Origin of the sequence: Nostocoides veronense, assembly GCF_039531185.1 — a bacterium.
GTDB lineage: Bacteria > Actinomycetota > Actinomycetes > Actinomycetales > Dermatophilaceae > Nostocoides_A > Nostocoides_A veronense.
Map to the genome: position 1 here is coordinate 1 of NZ_BAAAPO010000063.1, position 18,893 is coordinate 18,893.

Annotated in this window: 14 protein-coding genes; 12 read left to right on the forward strand and 2 right to left on the reverse strand. The window is 69.0% G+C overall.

From position 1 onward, the window contains the following. Window positions 1-183: 183 nt before the first annotated feature. Both ABD225_RS18030 and ABD225_RS18035 read right to left on the reverse strand, forming a co-directional pair. Complete coding sequence (locus ABD225_RS18030) at window positions 184-2,271, reverse strand: cell wall-binding repeat-containing protein (RefSeq protein WP_344088915.1); 2,088 nt, start codon at window positions 2,269-2,271, stop codon at window positions 184-186. 59 nt (window positions 2,272-2,330) lie between these two features. After that, the gene (locus tag ABD225_RS18035; protein WP_425564501.1) at window positions 2,331-3,812 is read right to left on the reverse strand and encodes a CCA tRNA nucleotidyltransferase; all 1,482 of its coding nucleotides are present in this window, start codon (window positions 3,810-3,812) and stop codon (window positions 2,331-2,333) included. A 221-nt stretch (window positions 3,813-4,033) separates the two neighbouring features. Between ABD225_RS18035 and ABD225_RS18040 the strand changes: the two genes are divergently transcribed. The 12 genes from ABD225_RS18040 (at window position 4,034) to ABD225_RS18095 (ending at window position 18,834) form a co-directional block, all read left to right on the forward strand. Beyond that, window positions 4,034-4,513 carry an NUDIX hydrolase gene (locus tag ABD225_RS18040; RefSeq protein WP_344088918.1) on the forward strand — a complete coding sequence of 160 codons (480 nt, stop codon included), beginning with the start codon at window positions 4,034-4,036 and terminating at the stop codon, window positions 4,511-4,513. Beyond that, complete coding sequence (locus ABD225_RS18045) at window positions 4,510-6,654, forward strand: DUF6049 family protein (RefSeq protein WP_344088921.1); 2,145 nt, start codon at window positions 4,510-4,512, stop codon at window positions 6,652-6,654. The genes ABD225_RS18040 and ABD225_RS18045 overlap by 4 nt, the downstream gene beginning before the upstream one ends. Next, complete coding sequence (gene murJ / locus ABD225_RS18050) at window positions 6,651-8,267, forward strand: murein biosynthesis integral membrane protein MurJ (protein ID WP_344088924.1); 1,617 nt, start codon at window positions 6,651-6,653, stop codon at window positions 8,265-8,267. Before ABD225_RS18045 ends, murJ begins: the two co-directional genes overlap by 4 nt. Before the next feature lie 97 nt (window positions 8,268-8,364). Continuing rightward, complete coding sequence (locus ABD225_RS18055; RefSeq protein ID WP_344088927.1) at window positions 8,365-10,653, forward strand: protein kinase family protein; 2,289 nt, start codon at window positions 8,365-8,367, stop codon at window positions 10,651-10,653. Beyond that, the gene (gene sigM / locus ABD225_RS18060) at window positions 10,650-11,270 is read left to right on the forward strand and encodes an RNA polymerase sigma factor SigM (protein WP_344088930.1); all 621 of its coding nucleotides are present in this window, start codon (window positions 10,650-10,652) and stop codon (window positions 11,268-11,270) included. Before ABD225_RS18055 ends, sigM begins: the two co-directional genes overlap by 4 nt. A gap of 82 nt (window positions 11,271-11,352) precedes the next feature. After that, window positions 11,353-12,210: a hypothetical protein gene (locus ABD225_RS18065; RefSeq protein ID WP_344088933.1), complete on the forward strand. Its 858-nt coding sequence runs from the start codon at window positions 11,353-11,355 to the stop codon at window positions 12,208-12,210. A 211-nt stretch (window positions 12,211-12,421) separates the two neighbouring features. Beyond that, on the forward strand, window positions 12,422-13,369 hold the full coding sequence (trxB, locus tag ABD225_RS18070; RefSeq protein ID WP_344088989.1) for a thioredoxin-disulfide reductase: 948 nt from the start codon (window positions 12,422-12,424) through the stop codon (window positions 13,367-13,369). Between the two features lie 17 nt (window positions 13,370-13,386). Continuing rightward, entirely contained in the window at window positions 13,387-13,743 is a 357-nt protein-coding gene (gene trxA, locus ABD225_RS18075) for a thioredoxin (RefSeq protein ID WP_344088992.1), read from the forward strand. 84 nt (window positions 13,744-13,827) lie between these two features. Next, window positions 13,828-15,612, forward strand: a complete 1,785-nt coding sequence (locus tag ABD225_RS18080) for an acyl-CoA dehydrogenase (protein ID WP_344088936.1) — start codon at window positions 13,828-13,830, stop codon at window positions 15,610-15,612. Window positions 15,613-15,952: 340 nt separating this feature from the next. Beyond that, window positions 15,953-16,759, forward strand: a complete 807-nt coding sequence (locus ABD225_RS18085) for a ParA family protein (RefSeq protein WP_344088939.1) — start codon at window positions 15,953-15,955, stop codon at window positions 16,757-16,759. After that, window positions 16,756-17,847 carry a ParB/RepB/Spo0J family partition protein gene (locus ABD225_RS18090; RefSeq protein ID WP_344088942.1) on the forward strand — a complete coding sequence of 364 codons (1,092 nt, stop codon included), beginning with the start codon at window positions 16,756-16,758 and terminating at the stop codon, window positions 17,845-17,847. Before ABD225_RS18085 ends, ABD225_RS18090 begins: the two co-directional genes overlap by 4 nt. A gap of 480 nt (window positions 17,848-18,327) precedes the next feature. Further along, the gene (locus ABD225_RS18095) at window positions 18,328-18,834 is read left to right on the forward strand and encodes a hypothetical protein (RefSeq protein WP_344088945.1); all 507 of its coding nucleotides are present in this window, start codon (window positions 18,328-18,330) and stop codon (window positions 18,832-18,834) included. Window positions 18,835-18,893: the final 59 nt, after the last annotated feature.

An 18,893-nucleotide genomic window follows, 5' to 3' on the forward strand; every position in this document is an offset into this window, starting at 1 on the left:
GACACCATCAACCGAGCCTCAACGTCGCGGCGCCGACAGCAAAAACGTCATCGGTGGATCCGGGCTAAGGCGCGCCGCCGACGGAGTGCTAGCACCAGTTAGGTGACTGTGGACACGTTGCAACATGTGCACAGTCACCTAAGTGGTGCTAGCACTACTTGGGAAACTTCCCCGGGGATTGGCTCAGGGGAGGTAGCGGGCGAGCGAGGCCTGGACGCCATACGAGATGGTGTTGGGCCCGCCGAGGACGACGATCTTGCCCGGGCGCAGCCGCTGCAATTGCGCGGCGACGGTGTCCGGGAGCTTGTCGGTGTCGACGAGCAGCACCGGCGACTCCAAGGTGCCCGCGGCCGGCGCGCCGGAGAGCGCATCGGTGAACACCCGGCCGGAGGCGATGAAAACGGTGCCGCCATTGGGCCCATAGGCCTTGTCGACGATCTGCGCCGAGGTCGAGAAGCGGTCCGGGCCCCACCAGCGATCGACTCCGCCGGTCCCGGCGAGTGCCTGCAGTTGGGTCAGCACCCCGTCGGTGATCGTGTTGGCCCCGCCGAAGACGACGATCTTGGTCGGCTTGAGCCGCTGCAATTCGGTCGTGATGCTCGAGGGCAGCTTGTCGGTGTCGACGAGCAGCACCGGGCCATCGGTCTTGCCCGCGACGGGAGCGCCGGACAACGCATCGGTGAAGACGCGGCCCGAGGCGACATAGGCCGTCGCGACGCCCGGATCGAAGCTCACCTCGGAAATTGCGGCAGAGGTCTCGAAACGATCCGCTCCCGACCAGCGCTGGACCTCCCCGGTCGTGAAGTCGTGCAATTGCGCCTCGATCTCCGGGGAGATCGTGGCCGGTCCGCCGAAGATGACGATCTTGTGCGGCGCGAGCCGGGTCAGCTCCGTGGCAATGACATCGGGGATGCCCTTGGCCGAGACGAGCAGCACCGGACCGTCGCTGCGGCCGGCAACCGGCGCCCCAGAGAGGGCATCAGTGTAGATCTCGCCGCTGGCGACATAGGCGACATCCACTCCGGGGCCGTAAACACCCGACGAGATGGTCGCCGACGTCGAATAGCGGTCGTCACCGGACCACCGGTCGACCTTGTCGATGCCGGGGAAGCTGATCGAGATCGAGGCGCTGGCCGAACTTGCCGCCGTCACCGAGATCGCGAACGAACCGTCCGGATTGGCATACGACTCACCCTGGGCCAGGCCAGGATGACGGGCGGTGCTCGAGACGCTGGCGTCGGGGTGGAAGTCGACCACCAGCCGGGCGCGCTCGCTGGCGGGCTTGCTCATGTCGATGCGGTGCACCGTGACGCCACCGCCGGGGTCCGCGACGACACCGCCGGACGAGGTCCACGTGCGATCGTCAATCCAGGCGTCGAGCCCGGAGGGCACCCGATAGTCGACGAGATAGCGGTAGCTGCCGAGGTCGAACCACGCAGAACGCAGCCCGGCGCCGGAGCTGAGGGGGGTCAGCGTGATGGAGCGAGCCGGACCCGGCACCACCTGCGTCGAGGCATCCGATGGCAGGACGCCCAAAGTGGCCAAGGTGTCCGCGATCGGCGTCCCGGCACGGCCATAGGGCATGGATCCCGTCGGGTCCCAGGGGTTGTCGCTGGTGTTGTTGCCGGTGCAGGTGCCGGAGATCGGCACCGGCGTCGAGCCGTTGACACAGTTCAGCGATCCAGCGAAGCCGACACCGGCATTGCGGGCGAGCGTGCGCAGCGCGACACCGGTCGTGAAGGAACCATTAACGATGGTGAAACCGTCGCCGAGGCGGGTCAGACCGAACTGGGGACGGTCACCGAAATCGCACTGCGACAGGCCATTGAGGATGACGACGAGGTGGTCGCGATCGCCGGCCGAGCCGACCTTGGCCCGGACGGCCTTGGTGATCGCATCGACATCGCAGGACGCCTCCTGCGATGAGGTGATCGACAGCTTCTGCCATGTGGGCATGTCCCAGCCCTTGGCGACCGTGATCTGCCCACCGGTGGCGGTCGACCAATAGCTATTGGCCTGGCTCATCACCTCGGTGAAATCGGCCTGGGACAAGGCCGCCGGGGCGGCCCCAGAAAAGTAGACGGGATAGGGGTAGAAGTGGTGCGCCCCGGGGGTGCCGCGGGCGGCCGATGCACCCGGCATACGCAGCTCATCCCCGCCTGCAGCTGACTGTGCCGGCGCCGCCCCGAGCACCGCGACCCCGGCGGCCAGCGCCGCAACCCCCACCGACCGCAGGCGCCGGATGCCGACGCTCTTCCCCAATTCACGCATGGCCGCACGCTACTCGTCCCGTCCGACAACGGCCCGGCAAATGCGAGATTGTTGTCGAATTACCTGCACTCGGGCTGATCCGCCCACCACGCGAGCAGCCGATCCGCGGCCGCCTCCGGGCCAATTGGACCCTCGTCCAGGCGCACCGACAACAGATAGGCATAGGCGCGCCCGAGCACCGGACCCGGACGTATGCCGAGCACCTCGGCGATCTGGTGACCGTCCAATTCCGGGCGCACGGCGGCGAGTTCCTCGGCCTCCTGCAGCGCGGCGATCCGGCGCTCCAACTCGTCATACGTCTGGGACAGCCGGCGAGCCTTGCGCTGGTTCCGCGTCGTGCAATCGGCCCGAGTCAGCAGATGCAGCCGGGACAGCAGCTCCCCGGCGTCCGCGACATACCGGCGCACCGCCGAATCGGTCCACGCCCCATCCCCATACCCGTGGAAGCGCAGGTGCAATTCCACCAGCCGGGTGACGGCTTTCACCGTCTCCTTGTCATAGCGCAGCGCCCGCAGCCGGGCGCGCGCGAGCTTGGCGCCGACCACCTCGTGGTGATGGAAGGACACCCCGCCGCCGCCCTCGAACCGGCGCGTGGCGGGCTTGCCGATGTCGTGCAGCAGGGCGGCCAGGCGCAGCACCAGATCCGGACCCGGCACGGCATCCGGACCCGAGCCGCCCTCGAGACCGATCGCCTGATCCAGGACTGTCAGCGAGTGCTCGTAGACATCCTTGTGCCGGTGGTGCTCGTCAATCTCCAACTGCAGCCGCGGCAACTCGGGCAGGAAGTGATCCGCCAGCCCGCTGTCCACGAGCATCACCAAACCGCGACGCGGCGCCGGCGCCAGCAGCAATTTGCTGAACTCATCGCGCACCCGCTCCGCCGACACAATCTCGATCGAGGAGGCCATCGCCTGCATCGCCTCGGCCGCATCCGCCGCGAGATCGAAGCCCAATTGCGCCGCGAAGCGCGCCGCCCGCATCATCCGCAGGGGATCGTCACCGAAGGAAACTTCCGGCGGGGCGGGCGTGCGCAGGCGCCGCTTGACGAGCGCGTCGAGGCCGTCATACGGATCCACGAAGGTCAGGTCCGGCAGCCGCAGGGCCATCGCATTGACCGTGAAATCGCGGCGCCGCAGATCGTCGTGCAGGTTGTCTCCGAAGGCGACGACCGGCTTGCGGGTCACGCCGTCATAGGCGTCGGCGCGATAGGTCGTCACCTCGACGGTGACATTGTCGCGATAGCCGCCGATCGTCCCGAAGGCCCGGCCGATATCCCAGGTCGTGCTCGCCCACGGCTTGAGGATCGCCTCGATCTGCTCGGGCCGGGCGCTGGTGGTGAAGTCGAGATCAGGCGAGGTGCGGCCGAGGAAGGCATCTCGGACCGGCCCGCCCACCAGCGCCAGCTCATGCCCGGCCGCCGCGAAGCGCTCGCCGAGGTCGGTGAGCAGCGGCAGCGACGGGCCGAGGTGCGCGACGGCGCGCCGCAGCATCTCGGAGTTCTCGAAGTCCACGGGGAAACCGTATGCCGTGCGCCCCGGCATACCCGCCCTACGTCCGATTCGGCGGACGGTCCGGGCCACTGCACGTTTTTCTCCGGATGCCGGTTGTCTGCACTTCGAGGCGCTAGAAAGCAGGGGTAAAGCGCAGACTTTCGGCATCCGGAGAAAAAAGAGCGACAGCCACGGACTCCGCCCGCACCCCAAAGCGGCCTGCCCGCAGCGGCATTCGCCCACGTCCAAGGCCACCCCTTTAGAGTGACCCCATGAGTCACCCTGCTCACGGACGAGCCGCGAGGCGGCTGCCCGCCGTCGAGGAGCGCTCGGCCGGCGGGGTGGTCGTGGACGTGCAGGGCGGCATCGCGCGGATCGCCGTGATCGCGCGTCGCAACCGCGCTGGGCGCCTCGAATGGTGCCTGCCGAAGGGCCATATGGAGGGCCAAGAAACCCTCTGCGAGACGGCGGCGCGCGAGGTTGAAGAGGAGACCGGCATCGAGGCACGCGTCCTGATCAAGCTGGGCACCATCGACTACTGGTTCGCCACCGGCGACCGTCGCGTGCACAAGTTCGTGCACCACTACCTCCTCGAGGCCATCGGCGGCTACCTGACGATCGAGAAGGACCCCGACCAGGAGGCCGTCGACGTCGCCTGGCTGCCGCTGCAGGACGCGCACCGCCATCTGACCTTCCCCAATGAACGGCGCATCGCCCGGGAGGCATGGCAGCGCCTCGCCGGCGGCGAATGAGCCGGACCCGGCCGGCCCTGATCGCCGCGCTCGTGGCCCTCGCCACGACCCTGGTGTTCGCCCTGCCCGGCGCTGTCCGACCCGCCGAGGCGACCCCCAGCACGGCGCCCCGCGCCACCCCGGCCACCAGCCTGAAACTCCTCCTCTCGACCGTCATGCCGGCCATCGCCACCGCCGATTCCGAGGTCACGCTGACCGGCCAGGTCATCAACACCGGGGCCGAAACCGTGCCGGCCCCCGATGTGCGCCTGACCGGCTCCTTCACTCCCCTCGCCGGCCGTGACGCCATCGCCGCCTGGGCCACCGGCCGCCCCAGCGCTATCGAGACCAGCCTCATCGACCACTTCTCGACCACCGGCGACCTGCGACCGGGAGGGCGAGCGAACTTCATACTCACCGTTCCCGCGCCCGGCCCGGAGGGTGCGGCCTTTGGCGCCCTCCCCATGGCGATTTCGGTCGCGGGGACGCAGTTGCGCACCTTCGTGCCGATGCAGCGCCGGATGGAATATGAGCCCCTGCGCCTCGCCGTCCTGGTCCCGCTCACCCTCGACCCGGATCCGGCCCTGCTCGGGACGTATGCCGCCCCCCGCCTCGCCGCCTGGCGCACCCAACTCGCCGACACCTCGCGCTTCCAGCGCCTCCTGGACGCGACCGAGGATCTTCCTGTCACCTGGGCGATCGACCCGACCCTGCTCAATCCGCCGTCGGCCATCCCCGATGTCCGGCCCACCGAGGCCGAGGCCGGCGCCGCATGGGACCGGATCACGTCGGCTCAGCGTGAGGAAGCTCGGCTGCGCCGCACTGCGGACACCGCCCTGCGCGCCCGGCTCGCTGGTCACAGCCCGCTGCTGCTGCCCTATGCCGATGCCGACCTCGCCGGTCTGCTGAACCTGCCCGGACAATCGGGCCTCATCGCCCCCGCCCTCGCGGCCACGCGCACCATCGCCAAGGGCCTTCCCGGCGCACGCACCGACATCCTCTGGCCGGCCGACAACCGCGTCGGCACCGATCGGGTGCGCGCCCTGCTCACGGCGGCCGGCCAGCCCGGAATCCGCGCCGTCCTCGGCCCCGAGTCCGCCCTGCCGGACAAGAACACCGACCAGGCCCCGCATCCTGGGCCGAACGGCTCCGCCGTCCTGACGTATGACGACCGGCTGGGCAATCTGCTCCTCACCCTCCCCGCCGACGGCTCGCGCGCCGGCTCGCCGGGCGGGGCCTCAGGCGACGGCACAGGCGCCCTGACTGCGCAGCGGATGCTTGCCGACACACTCGGCCTGCTCGGCGAGTTCCCCGGCACGCCGCGCCGCATCCTGCTGGCAGCCCCGCGCACGCTGGATGCCTCCAGCGCCAGCCTGCGCCCGACCCTCACCGCACTGCTCACCGCCCCCTGGATCCAACCCGGCACCCTCGATGAGCTGATCGACGCTGCCGGGACGGGCAGCGGCATACCCGAGCAGGCGCCGGAGGCGAGCGCGCCCGCGGACGTCCCGCGCGACCCGAGCCTGGCTCGCGATGGCCTGACCCCCGCCCGGGTGGAGGTGATCCAGCGGGGCATGGACGCGCTCGCCGGGCTGGCGGAGGTCCGCACCGACGGCACCGACAACTGGGCCTACTGGTCGCAGGTCCACGAGCAAATGCTCAGCAGCCGGTGGCGGGCCGACCGGGCGGCGCTGCGACCGGCGATCGAGGCGATCAAGGCGGCCGGCAATCAGGCGCGTGACGGCGTCTCCGTCGTGCCGGGACGGATCAACTTCTTCGCCGACTCCGGCCAATTGCAGGTGACCGTGAAAAACGACCTCGACGTGGCCGTCGAAAATGTCACCGTCCGTCTCGACTCACTCGTCCCGAGTTTCCGGCTCACCGGCAGCCCCGCCCCGGTGACGATCGGGCCGCACTCGCGCACCACAGTCCGAGTGCCGGCGACAGCGCTGGCCGCCGCGACCGTGCCGATCCGGGTCAGCCTCTACACCCCGACCGGGCAGCACTTCGGCAATGACGACACGGTGCAGGTGCGGGCCTACCCCACCGGCTCCTGGTTCTATTGGGTGATCGGCGCGGTCGCCATACTCCTGCTCCTGGCCGGCCGCTGGCGCACCCGCCGACGCCGCCGGACCAGCACCGAAGGATCGATCAGCGCGTGAGCGAAACCCCCAGTTTGGGGCGCGCGAGCGCCCTGATGGCCTCGGGCACCTTGGTCTCTCGCATCCTCGGCCTGGTCCGCGCGACGATGCTCGTCGGCGTCATCGGCGGCACGGGCCTGGCCGCCGATGCCTTCTCCGTCGCCAACACCTTGCCCAACCAGATCAACTTGCTCGTGGCCGGCGGGATGATCGGCGCTGTCCTCGTCCCGCAGATCGTCAAGGCCAGCACCCACGACGATGGCGGCGAGGACTATGTCAATCGCCTCCTCACCCTGGCCCTGCTCCTCATGGCTGCCACCACCGCCGTGGCGCTCGCCGCCGCCCCCTGGCTGGTGCGCGCCTTCCTCGACGGCGGCAGCCTGACGACGGTCGAACTCGCCGTCACCTTCGCCTATCTGTGTCTGCCGCAGATCTTCTTCTATGGCGTCTACACCCTGCTGGGCAACGTCCTGACCGCGCGCAACCGCTTCACCGCCTATATGTGGGCGCCGGTGCTGGCCAATATCGTCTCGATCGCCGGCCTGGCCGCCTTCTGGGTGCTCGGCCTGCCGCGCAAGGTCGGCCCGGATCAGTGGGATCCCGGGATGATCTGGCTGCTCGCCGGCACGATGACGCTTTCGATCGTCGTGCAGGGCCTCTTCCTGGTGATTCCCTTGCACCGCAGCGGCTTCCGTTATCGCCCGCGTTTCGGCTTCCGCGGCGTGGGCCTGCGCTCGGCCTCGACCGTCGCGCTGTGGTCCCTCGCCGCTGTCCTCGTCAGTCAGCTCGGCTTCGTCGTCACCAGCCAGGTGCTCACCCGGGCCAGCGAGATCGCGCACCGGGAGCACCTCACGGCGGCGGGCAAGGCGTCATACGACAACGCCTTCTTGCTCTTCATGCTCCCGCACTCGCTCATCACGGTCTCGCTGACCACCGCCCTCTTCGTGCGGCTGGCGAATGCCGCGCGCCGCGACGACCGCCGCACCGTGATCGCCGATCTCAACCATGGCCTGCGCGCCCCCGCCCCGCTGACCGTCCCGATCGCGGTCGCCGGGCTCTTCTTCGCGCCATATGCCGTCCGCGCCCTGCTCCTGACGAATCCCGCCGAGACGCGCGCCATCGCCGGCGTGCTCGCGGCGATGCTCATCGGCCTGCTGCCCTTCGGCTGGCTCTATCTCGTCAACCGCGTGTATTACGCCTATGAGGATGCCCGCACGCCCTTCCGCTTCCAGGTGGTCGTCACGATCATCTCCACGATCTTCAACCTCATCGCGTATGCCGCCCCCGTCACCGCGACCGGCATCTGGGTCGGCGTGGGGCAGACCGTGAGCAATGCGGTGGGTGCGGCTTTGGGTTTCGTCGTGCTGCGCCGCCGCCTCGGTTCCCTCGGCCTATCCAAGACCATCCGTCAGCATGTCCGCCTGCTGCTCGCCTCGGGGGTCGCGCTCGCGGTCGTCTGGGGGGTGCATCAGCTGCTGCCCGGTGGGCTCGATGCCGGCTGGCTCGGTGCGGTCGGCGTCGCCGCGCTCCTGGGTCCGTTGTATGTCGCGGTGACCTGGTCGATCGCTCACCGCCTCGGCGTCCCCGAGATCGGCCAGCTGCTCGGCCCGATCACCCGCCGCCTGCGCCGCTGAGCCCGCCTCCCGGCCGCTCGGACATACCCGAACTAAGATGGGGCCGCTCGACGCCGGGGTCCGCCCGGGTCGGCCGCCGCCTCGTAAAGGAGCCGTTGTGACGGGCTTGCACCCCGGAACCGTGATTGGCGATCAGCGCTATGTCACGGTCCGCGCGCTCTCGACGCAGGGCGAGGCGGAGGTGTGGAGCGCTCAGGACAACGAGACCGATCAGCTCGTCACGCTCGTCGTCATGCCGCTCTCGGCGCCGACCACCGCGGCCGTTCTCGATGCCGCCAGCCGCTCCGCCGGTGTCGACAATCCGCGCCTGGTGCGGGTCCTGGATGTTGGCAGCGAGTTCGATCACGGCTTTTTCGTCGAGGAGAGCCTCGACGGCGCCCAATCCCTGACCTCCCTCGCCGGCGGCATCGGCATGGCTGCCGAAGAAGTGCGCCGCCTGACCGGCGAGGTCGCGCTGGCTCTCGACGCTGCCTCGCGTCGCGGCCTGCACCACCTCGGCCTGACTCCGGACAACGTCCTGCGTATGCCGGATGGCTCGGTCAAGCTGACCGGTCTCGCCACCCAGGCCGCCCTCGCCGGCCAGGATCATGTCGGTGGCAAGCGGGCGCTGCGGCGCGACGCCAAGGGCCTGGTCGCGCTCGCGTATGCCGGCCTCACCGGCCGCTGGCCGCTCGGCGGCGATGTCGGCCTGCCGCCCGCGCCGAAGGTTGTCGGCGGCGTTCCGCGACCGTCCGAGATCGCCGTCGGCATACCCGCCGATCTCGACACCATCGCGCACCTGACGCTGAACCAAAACCTCGGGCCGGTCTCGCCGGGTGACTATGCCGCGCAAATCGCCCCCTGGCCCAGCCTCTCGGTCGCCGAACGGGATGTGCTGGCGATCCCGGGCACCGGCCGCGAGGACGACTCGCTGGAGATTCCGCTACTCGGCAGCCACGCGAGCACCCCGGGGCTCGCGGGTGCCGCTGCCGTTGGCGGTGCAGGTATTGGCGGTGCGGCCGTCGGTGCCGCGCGTGCCGCGGGGTCGGGCGAGGACACCTCAACCGACCCGGGCGCCGAGGCGGCGACTGGCGCCGCGGCTGCCACGGGTCGTCAGGCGGCGCGCGAGGCTGACTCCGCGAATGCTGGCGCCGCTCCTGGGAGCGACACTTCCGCCGCGAACGATGTGACTGCTCCCATCGAGACGGGACCTCGCGGGCCGATGTCGTGGCTCGGCCGAGGCCGCGGGAGCGACGACAAGGCCGCCATTGCTGGCCCCGTGACCTCGCCAGTCACGCCTGATCCAGGCACCTCTGACTCAGACACAACCAAACCCGGCACGACGACGCCGCGGAGTGACGGCATACCCGGAAAGAAGGCGGCCGCGGCCGGTACCGCAGCGGTTGGGACAGCAGCCGCCGGTGCGGCAGCGGCTGGGACAGCAGCAGCCGGGTCGGCAGCGGCAGGCTCCACCACGACCGCAGCCGGAGCGGCGGGGGCTGGCGCGGCGGCGAGCGCCGCCATCTCGGGCGCGCTGGACAGTGCGGGCGCCTTCGGCAAGAAGCTCGCCGCGCGCACGCGCAGCGGTCTCGGCGGCCTGAGCGAGCGCACCCGCAACGCCATCGGCCGGTCGGAGGGGGCGACCTCCGATCATCGCGAACTCAAGGCCGCCATCCGCCGCGAGGAAGCCGCCTCGGAAGTCTCCATCGACCAGGCCCCGCAACAGCCAGAACTCGAAGCGCCAGCGCCCCTGCTGCCCGCCGAAGCGGGCGCCCAACCGAGCCGCGCGCAGAGCCGCTTCGTGCTGGCCACCTTCGCCGCCGCGCTGGCCGTCATCGGCATCGTCGCCGGCGCCGTCGCCTTCCGGCCGCCGAAGTCGAATCTCGAGGCGATCCTCGGGCCCGACACCATCCACCCGACCAGCGCGTCGAGCACCTCCAGCCAGACCACCACCGAGCCGCCCGCCGGCACCGCGGAGGCCGTTCCGATCGTCGGCGCAACCGGCTACGACCCCGAGGGTGATGGCGCCGAGAACAACGACCAGGCGGCCCGCGTCTTCGACGAAGACCCGAGCACCTTCTGGCAGTCCGAGGGCTATCAAGGCCCCAAGTTCGGGGGCCTAAAGTCCGGCGTCGGGCTCGTCGTCGACCTCGGCCAAGACGTCACGCCCAGCTCGATCACCCTGACCCTGCCGAATCCGTCCAGCCTGGAGCTCTACCTCGGCTCCGAACCGGACCGCACTGGCGCCAACCTCATCGGCACCGTCACCAACCAGCAGGGCGAGGTATCGGTGCCGGTCACCGATTCCGCCACCGGCCGCTATGTCATCGTCTGGTTCACTGACGCGCCGCAGGTCGCCGACGGGCGTTGGCGGGCGATGCTGTCCGAAATCGCCGTGCTCGGATGACCGAAACCGGCACGCTCGACGACCCAGCCAACTGGGGTGCGGCGGACCTGCCCGACTGCTCCGACAAGGAGCTGATGCATCGGCATACGCATGGTGATCCGGACGCCTTCGGCGAGCTTTTCCGGCGGCACAAGGACCGGATGTGGGGGGTCGCGCTGCGCACCTGCGGCAACCCCGATCTGGCCGCCGACGCCGTCCAGGACGCCTTTTTGTCGGCCTTCCGGCGCAGCGACAGCTATCGCGGCGAGGCGGCCGTGACAACCTGGCTGCATCGGATCACCGTCAACGCCTGCCTGGACCGGCTGCGCCGCATCAAGCCGACGAGCGAGCTGCCCGAGTTCGACCTGACCGATGGCGCGGACGCCCCGCGCGATGTCGATATCCGCCTGACCGTCCAGGAGGCGCTGGCCCAGTTGCCCGAGCAGCAGCGGGCCGCCCTTGTCTTGGTCGACATGTATGCCGTGCCCGTCGCCGAGGCCGCCCAGATCCTCGAAGTCGCCGAGGGCACGGTCAAGTCCCGCTGCTTCCGCGGCCGAGCGGCACTGGCGCAGATCCTCGCCGAGAAGGACCCGCCGGCCACCCAAGAAGCCGCCGTGGAACCGGATAGCGCGTCATGACGTCCCAGCCGAGAACCACACTCGCGTATCCCGGTCCGCAGGGCCGGCGCCGCGCGATGCCAATCGACCGAGGGAGCCGGCGGTGACCACCCCCGACATGGGCAATGTCCCCATTGAGGACGACCCCACGGGCATGCGCGCGCTGCTGTCCTCGCTCCCCGATCCCGGGCCGATGCCCGAGGACCTCTCCGCCCGAATCCTCGCCGCCTTGGAGCGCGAGGCGCGGTATGCCGAATCCGGCAGCATCTGGGATGAGGAGCCCGCTCCCGAGGTGCCCGCCGTGCCCGCTGGCCCCGCGCATCAGGAGTATGCCGATGGCGCGACCGTCGTGCCTTTGCGCCGCCGCTCCCGGGCTCTTCCGCTGCTCGCCGCGGCGGCCGCCATCGCGGTCGTGGGTGTCGGCGGCGGAACGCTCGTGAAGGCCCTGATCGGCGGCATGAATGGCTCCTCGTCCACCTCGGCTGGCGCGACCTTGAGCGGTCCCCGACAGGCCAATGAATCCGCGACTGAGCGCAATTCCGATAGCGCGGCCGGGGGTGGCACCTCCTCCGCATCCAGCTCTGGCAGCGTGACGATGTCGGGAACCGGAGCCGCCTCAGGCTATGACTCGCTGTCCGGCTTCGCCGTGTCGGCCAGCGGGACGGCATACACCGTCGACAAGCTCGCCCCCCAGGCGGCCGAGCTGATGGCCACGCGCATCACCCAGAACGCCACCACCCCCGCCGGCGGCCTCGCCGTCGAAGAGGCAGCCCGCGGCTGCGCCCAGGGGCTCGGCGCGGCACCCGACGCGCCGCTGCGAGTCGACTTCGGATCCTTCGAGGCGGGGGCGGCGGTGCTGATCGTCACCGAGGTCCAGGGCGAGGCCCGCGCGTATGTCGTCACCGAGAACTGCTCCGCCGCCGACCCGCAGATCCTCGCGGGACCGGTCACCCTGCCCTGACCGGCATCGGGTCGCCGTCAAACGGTGGAACAAATAGCACCACTGCCGTGTTACGCAACCATTGATCGGGGCCCCCGCGAAGTATCGGAGCGAGGTACGAGCAGAGAACTTCGTGGGGTGACCTAGGATCGGTTGTAGCCCGTATCGCCGCGCGGCGCCTTCGTGCGCAAGAGCCGGCGATCGGACGATTCACCGCCTCACCCGCGAAGGGATTCCTGACGTGTCGAGCCAGCCGGACGTGCGCTCCGTCATCATCATCGGCTCTGGTCCGGCGGGCTATACCGCCGCCATTTATGCCGCGCGGGCCGCGCTCAAGCCGCTGCTCTTCGAGGGTGCCGTCACCGCCGGCGGCGCGCTGATGAACACCACCGAGGTCGAAAACTTCCCCGGCTTCGAAGAGGGCATCATGGGCCCGGATCTGATGCTGACCATGCGCGCCCAGGCGGCGCGCTTCGGCACCGAGATCGTGACCGACGACGTCGCGGCAGTGGACCTGACCGGTGAGATCAAGAGCGTCACCGACGGCGAGGGCAACACCTACCAGGCGCGGGCGGTCATCCTCGCGATGGGATCGGCATACCGCGAGCTCGGCCTGCCCGACGAGAAGCGGCTCTCCGGGCACGGCGTGAGCTGGTGCGCGACCTGCGATGGTTTCTTCTTCCGCGACCAGGACATCGTCGTCGTCGGTGGCGGCGACTCGGCTGTCGAGGAGGCGACCTTCCTGACCAAGTTCGCGAAGTCGGTGACGATCGTCCACCGCCGCGACGAATTGCGCGCCTCCAAGATCATGGCCGACCGCGCCTTTGCCGACCCGAAGATCCAGTTCGCCTGGAATAGCGAGGTCACCGCCATCCACGGCGAGGACAAGCTCACCGGCGTCACGCTGCGCGACACCGTCACCGGCGAAACCCGCGAGCTGCCGGTCACCGGCCTGTTCATCGCGATCGGTCACGACCCGCGCAACGAGCTCGTGCAGGGCGTCGTCGACCTCGATGACGAGGGCTACGTCCTGGCCCAGGGCCGCACCAGCCTGACCAATGTCGACGGCGTCTTCGCCTGCGGCGACCTGGTCGACAAGCGTTATCGGCAGGCGATCACCGCCGCCGGCAGCGGCTGCGCCGCCGCCCTGGACGCCGAGAAATTCTTGGCCCACCACTGACGTTCACCTATCCAGACCTGCACCCGACCAACGAGAGGTATGCCGATATGGCCGGCACCGTGACCACCACTGACACCACCTATGACGCCGACGTCCTGCAGAGCGAGACGCCCGTGCTCGTGGACTTCTGGGCGCCCTGGTGCGGCCCGTGCCGCGCGGTCGCCCCGGTCCTGGAAGAGATCGCCAACGACCAGGACGGCAAGTTGAAGATCGTCAAGCTCAACACCGACGAAAACCCCGAGGTCACCCGCCGCTATGGCATCACCTCGATCCCGACGATGCACGTCGTCGTCGGCGGCGAGATCGTCAAGACGCTTGTCGGCGCGATGCCGAAGCCGAAGCTGCTCCGCGAGCTGGAGCCCTTCCTGGGCTGAGTGCCTAGCCCCGTCGAGGGGCCACCCGCAGTGTGCGGGTGGCCCCTTCGTCATTCCCAAGGGGCCTGCTGAGAGGATGGCCCGATGAGCGTGATCATGTCGCGGCGCGACCTGGACTTCGTGTTGTTCGAGTGGCTCGACACGGCGGAGTTGTTGCAGCACAAGCCATTTGATGAGCACACGCCCGAGACGGTCGCGTCGGCGCTCGACCTCGCGGAGCAGCTGTCGACCGATCTCTTCGCGCCGCACAATCGGCTCGGCGATCTCCAGGAACCGAGCTTCGACGGCACCACCGTGCACGTCGTGCCGGAAGCCGGCGTCGCGCTCAAGGCCTTCGCCGAGGCCGGCTTCGTCGCCGCCGCCCTGCCGGAGGCCGTTGGCGGTATGCAGGTGCCAGCGTCCGTCTTCAGCGCCGCCCTCTCGTGGTTCCACGCGGCGAACGCCGGGACCGGTGCCTATGCACTCCTGACCACTGCGGCCGCCAACCTCATTGCCCACCATGGGGATTCGCGCCTGCGCGAGACTTTCGTTCCGCCGATGCTCGATGGCCACTTCTTCGGCACGATGGCACTCTCCGAGCCGCAGGCGGGCTCCAGCCTCGCGGACATCACGACCCGCGCCGAGCCTCAGGATGACGGCAGCTATCGGGTCTTCGGCCGCAAGATGTGGATCTCCGGCGGCGACCACGAACTTTCGGACAATATCGTCCACCTCGTGCTCGCCCGCACCCCCGGCGCACCTGCCGGGACCCGCGGCATCTCGCTCTTTCTTGTGCCGAAATACCTTGTGGCAGAAGACGGTTCGCGCGGCGAACGCAATGACGTCACCCTCGCTGGCATCAACCACAAGATGGGCTACCGCGGCACCGTCAACACGGCCCCGGTCTTCGGCGATGGTGCCTTCCAGCCCGGTGGCCTACCCGGCGCGGTTGGCTACCTCATCGGCTCGGAGGGCAGCGGCCTGCCGATCATGTTCACGATGATGAACGAGGCGCGCATCGGCGTCGGTCTCGGCGCCACCGCCCTCGCCACGACGGGCTACCTGAAGTCCCTCGCGTATGCCCGCGAACGCCTCCAGGGCAGGCCCGTCGGCACCGGGCCCGGGAGCCCACAGGTGCCCCTCGTCGAGCACCCCGATATCCGGCGAATGTTGTTGGCCCAGAAGGCGTATGCCGAGGGCGCCCTCGCCCTCGTGCTGTATGCCGCCCGCCTCGTCGATGACGCGGCTGCTCATCCGGATCGCGCCGACGAAGCCAATGCCGTCCTCGGCCTCCTGACCCCGATCGTCAAGAGCTGGCCGTCGATGTGGGGGCCGCGGGCCAATGACCTGGCCATTCAGATCCTCGGCGGAGCCGGCTACACCCGCGACCACGACATCGAGCAGCACTACCGCGACAACCGCCTCAACCCCATCCACGAAGGCACGCACGGCATCCAGGCGCTCGACCTGCTCGGCCGCAAGGTGCTCATGGATCAGGGCCGCGCCCTCGGCCTGCTCGGCGCCCGCATGGCCGACACCGTGCAGCGCGCCCAAACCGCCGGTGGTCAGGCTGCGGAGTATGCCGCCCTGCTCGCCCCCCGCGTCGCCCGCCTCGGCGAGGTCACCAAAGGCCTCGCCGGCCTCGACGACCCCGCCGCCGTGACGGCCGATGCCTCGCTCTACCTCGATGCCGCCGGTCACATCGTCGTCGCATGGCTCTGGCTCGACCAGCTGCTCGCCGTCGCCGACAAGGACGGCCCGTTCTACGACGGCAAGCGATCCGCCGCCGCCTACTTCTTCCGTCGCGAACTCCCCACCGTGGACCCCCTCCTGAACATCCTCGCCGCCTCCGACCGCGTCACCCTCGACCTCGACGCCTCCGTCCTCTAGGTCACGACGCATTTCTCGCGGCGCGGCGGCAGAAAGCCCTCGGGGCAGGAAACTCGTCGCTGCGCTCGCTCGTGCCTCGCTCGACTCCGCTCCTCCACTGCCCCTCTGGGCTCTCTCCCGAATCTCCTGCCCCGAGGGCTTCCCCGGAGCCCCCGTGCTCCCGGAGCGAATGCCGCCCTCGCGTCCCGTTGGCGCGTAGGGTGGACTAGTGCAGAGCGATGTTTCACGTGAAACGGCGGGGGTTCGCGGATTGGGCGGCGGCGATGTTTCACGTGAAACGGTGCCTAGTCGCACGGACCGGGTGAAGGCGCCGCGACCGCGGCGACCGAAGGTCGTGGCGGTGTCGAACCAGAAGGGCGGAGTCGGTAAGACGACGACGGCGGTGAACCTGGCCGCGGCGCTGGCGCAGGATGGCTTGGGCGTGCTGCTGATCGACATGGACCCGCAAGGGAATGCGAGCACGGCGCTGTCGATCGCGCATGATGACGACGATCTCGGCATCTATGACGTCCTGGTGGACGAGCGGCCGCTGATTCGGGTCGTGAAGGAGTGTCCGGACATTCCGGGCCTGTGGTGTGCGCCGTCGACGGTTGATCTGGCTGGCGCGGAGATCGAGCTCGTGGGGTTGACGCACCGGGAGCGCCGGTTGAAGCAGGTGATCGATCACCTCTATTCGGCGCTCGATCGGTCTCGCAGGCCAACGCCCGACTACGTGATCATTGACTGCCCGCCGAGTCTGGGGCTGCTGACGTTGAATGCGCTGGTCGCGGCGGATGAGGTCTTCATCCCCATCCAGGGCGAGTACTACGCGCTGGAGGGGCTGACGGCCCTAATGCGGACGATCGGTCTGGTCCAGGCGTCGATGAATCCGGACTTGGCCGTCGGCGCCATTCTGCTGACCATGGTGGACGGGCGCACGAACCTAGCGGCGCAGGTGGCGGAAGAGGTGCGACGGCACTTCCCACGAGAGGTGCTGCGCTCGACCATTCCACGATCGGTCCGGCTGTCCGAATCCCCGAGCTTTGGCCAAACCGTCATGACCTACGACCCGACGGGCACTGGGGCGTTGAGCTACCGGGCTGCCGCCCGCGAGTTTGCCCATCGCGACCACGGCGCGAGCACGTCTGATGAAGGAGATGTCCGATGAATGAGAGACGACGCGGCCTCGGCCGGGGCCTGGGTGCCCTCATACCGCCGGCACCGTCCCAGGACCGCAACGACCGTCCGGTGGACGTCTTCTTTCCCGACAGAGGGGCGTCGCCACCAGTCCTCGACGGCGACTCTTTGTCGGAAAACCGCTCTGCTGCAAGTGATTCCGTAGATTTCGAAATCGTTCACCCCTCCGGCGCAGCCGGCTCAGGTGCCGTCCCGGCTCCCGGCAGTGGCGATGGGTCAAGCGACCTGGTGCCGGTTCCCGGGGCGCATTTTGCCGAGATTCCGCTCGAGCGCATCACGCCGAACCCGCGACAGCCACGGTCGGTCTTTGATCCCGACGAACTGGAAGAGTTGGCGACCAGCGTCCGGGAGATCGGTGTCTTGCAGCCGGTCGTCGTGCGGCCGGTGGGCGAGGGCTATGAGCTGGTCATGGGTGAGCGGCGCTGGCGCGCGTCGCAGGCTGCGGGCCTGACGAGTATCCCGGCGATCGTGCGCGAAACCGCTGATGATGATCTGCTGCGGGATGCCCTTCTAGAGAACCTGCATCGCAGCCAGCTGAACTCCCTGGAGGAGGCGGCGGCATACCAGCAGCTCCTCGACGATTTCGGGTGTACCCAGGAGGAACTGGCCACGAGAATCGGCCGCTCCCGCCCGCAAATCAGTAATACGCTCCGGCTGCTGAAGCTACCGCCGCTGGTCCAGCGCCGCGTCGCAGCCGGTGTTCTTTCGGCCGGCCACGCTCGCGCCCTCCTCGGCCTCGGCGACGGCGGAGCGATGGAGCGACTCGCGCAACGCATTGTGGCAGAGGGACTTTCAGTCAGAACCGTCGAGGAGATCGTCGCTCTCGGCGAGGCGGATGAGCCGGAGAGGGCTCGCCGCACACCCCGCGCCGGGACACCCCGACCGGAGCTGATCGACATCGAATCCCGACTCTCGGACTTCCTCGACACCCGCGCCAAAATCGCGATGGGCGCCAAGAAGGGCCGGGTCACGATCGAGTTCGCGACCCTCGAGGACCTCGGCCGCATCCTCGCCGCTATGGGCGTCGATCCCAGCGACCACCTGCCCGAGCAAGGGTGAGCCGTAGCGGTCTGGCTCTGCGGGTGCCGGGTGGGGTCGGGCCGCTGTTCGATTTAGGGGTGCTCGGTGGGGGCTGCGACGGCTGGGGGCGTGCAGGTGCTGTCGTCGAGGCCGGTGAGGTCGCGGACATGCCTCTATAAATCCCTATAATTCTCTACACTTCTAGACCTTGTTGTTGTTCAACACGCTGTTGAACGACTGTGTGAGCTTGTCGGCGGGCAATCGGCATGGCGCGATGTCCGCTCCGTACACGGGTCAATGCCAGCCCGGGTGTAACGCTTTTCTGGTGTGCTAGGCCCTGTTGCGAAAGTCGTGGACGGGGTCCCCGCGAAGTATCGGAGCTGGGTCCACGCTCTGCGTAAGCGGGACGAGCGTGGGTCCCACGCTCTGCGTGGGAGAACTTCGTGGGGTGTCCTAGCTCGGTTCTGGCGGCGCGACGTCGTTTGTGCGGGTCTGCACTGTTTCGCTTGCGGTTGACTGGTGATCGTGCCTCGATACTCCGGTCGACGAACGGTTCAGCCAGTGTTAGGGCTGGACATCGGCGGTGTGCTGGTGGATCGGCTAGCTGAGGGCGAGGACACCTCGTTCTTCGGGTCTCGCCCGATGGAGACGCCTGCTGTTGACGGGGCGGGCGAGGCTGTCGAGCGTCTTCTGGCGGCTTTCGACTGCCGAGTTCACATCGTCTCGAAAGCAGGACCGAGGATCGCGACTTTGAGTAGGCAGTGGCTGGCGGAGCAGGAAATGCTCCCCGGCCCGCTGCTGGAGTCCCAGGTGCATTTCGTGCGGGATCGGGCGGACAAGGCGCCGATCTGTCGCCGCCTGGGGGTCACTCACTTTGTCGATGATCGGCTGTCGGTGCTTAACCACCTGGCAGATGTTGATCGCCGCGTGCTGTTCACCGGCGGGCTGGGCGTCCATCCGGCTCCGCCGATGGGGAGTGTCCCGGTGTCCGTGGCCATGGAAAAGTCCCCGCTGGTGGCCATGTGAGGTCCCCGCTGGTGGCCAAGTGAAAGTCCCCACCCTCTGCTCGTGTCGTCCGTGAGCTG

Bases quoted from the DNA above. Each gene is read 5' to 3' on its own strand.
- ABD225_RS18030 (WP_344088915.1), bottom strand. From the start codon at position 2,271: ATGCGTGAATTGGGGAAGAGCGTCGGCATCCGGCGCCTGCGGTCGGTG.
- ABD225_RS18035 (WP_425564501.1), bottom strand. From the start codon at position 3,812: ATGCCGGGGCGCACGGCATACGGTTTCCCCGTGGACTTCGAGAACTCC.
- ABD225_RS18040 (WP_344088918.1), top strand. From the start codon at position 4,034: ATGAGTCACCCTGCTCACGGACGAGCCGCGAGGCGGCTGCCCGCCGTC.
- ABD225_RS18045 (WP_344088921.1), top strand. From the start codon at position 4,510: ATGAGCCGGACCCGGCCGGCCCTGATCGCCGCGCTCGTGGCCCTCGCC.
- sigM (WP_344088930.1), top strand. From the start codon at position 10,650: ATGACCGAAACCGGCACGCTCGACGACCCAGCCAACTGGGGTGCGGCG.
- ABD225_RS18080 (WP_344088936.1), top strand. From the start codon at position 13,828: ATGAGCGTGATCATGTCGCGGCGCGACCTGGACTTCGTGTTGTTCGAG.
- ABD225_RS18090 (WP_344088942.1), top strand. From the start codon at position 16,756: ATGAATGAGAGACGACGCGGCCTCGGCCGGGGCCTGGGTGCCCTCATA.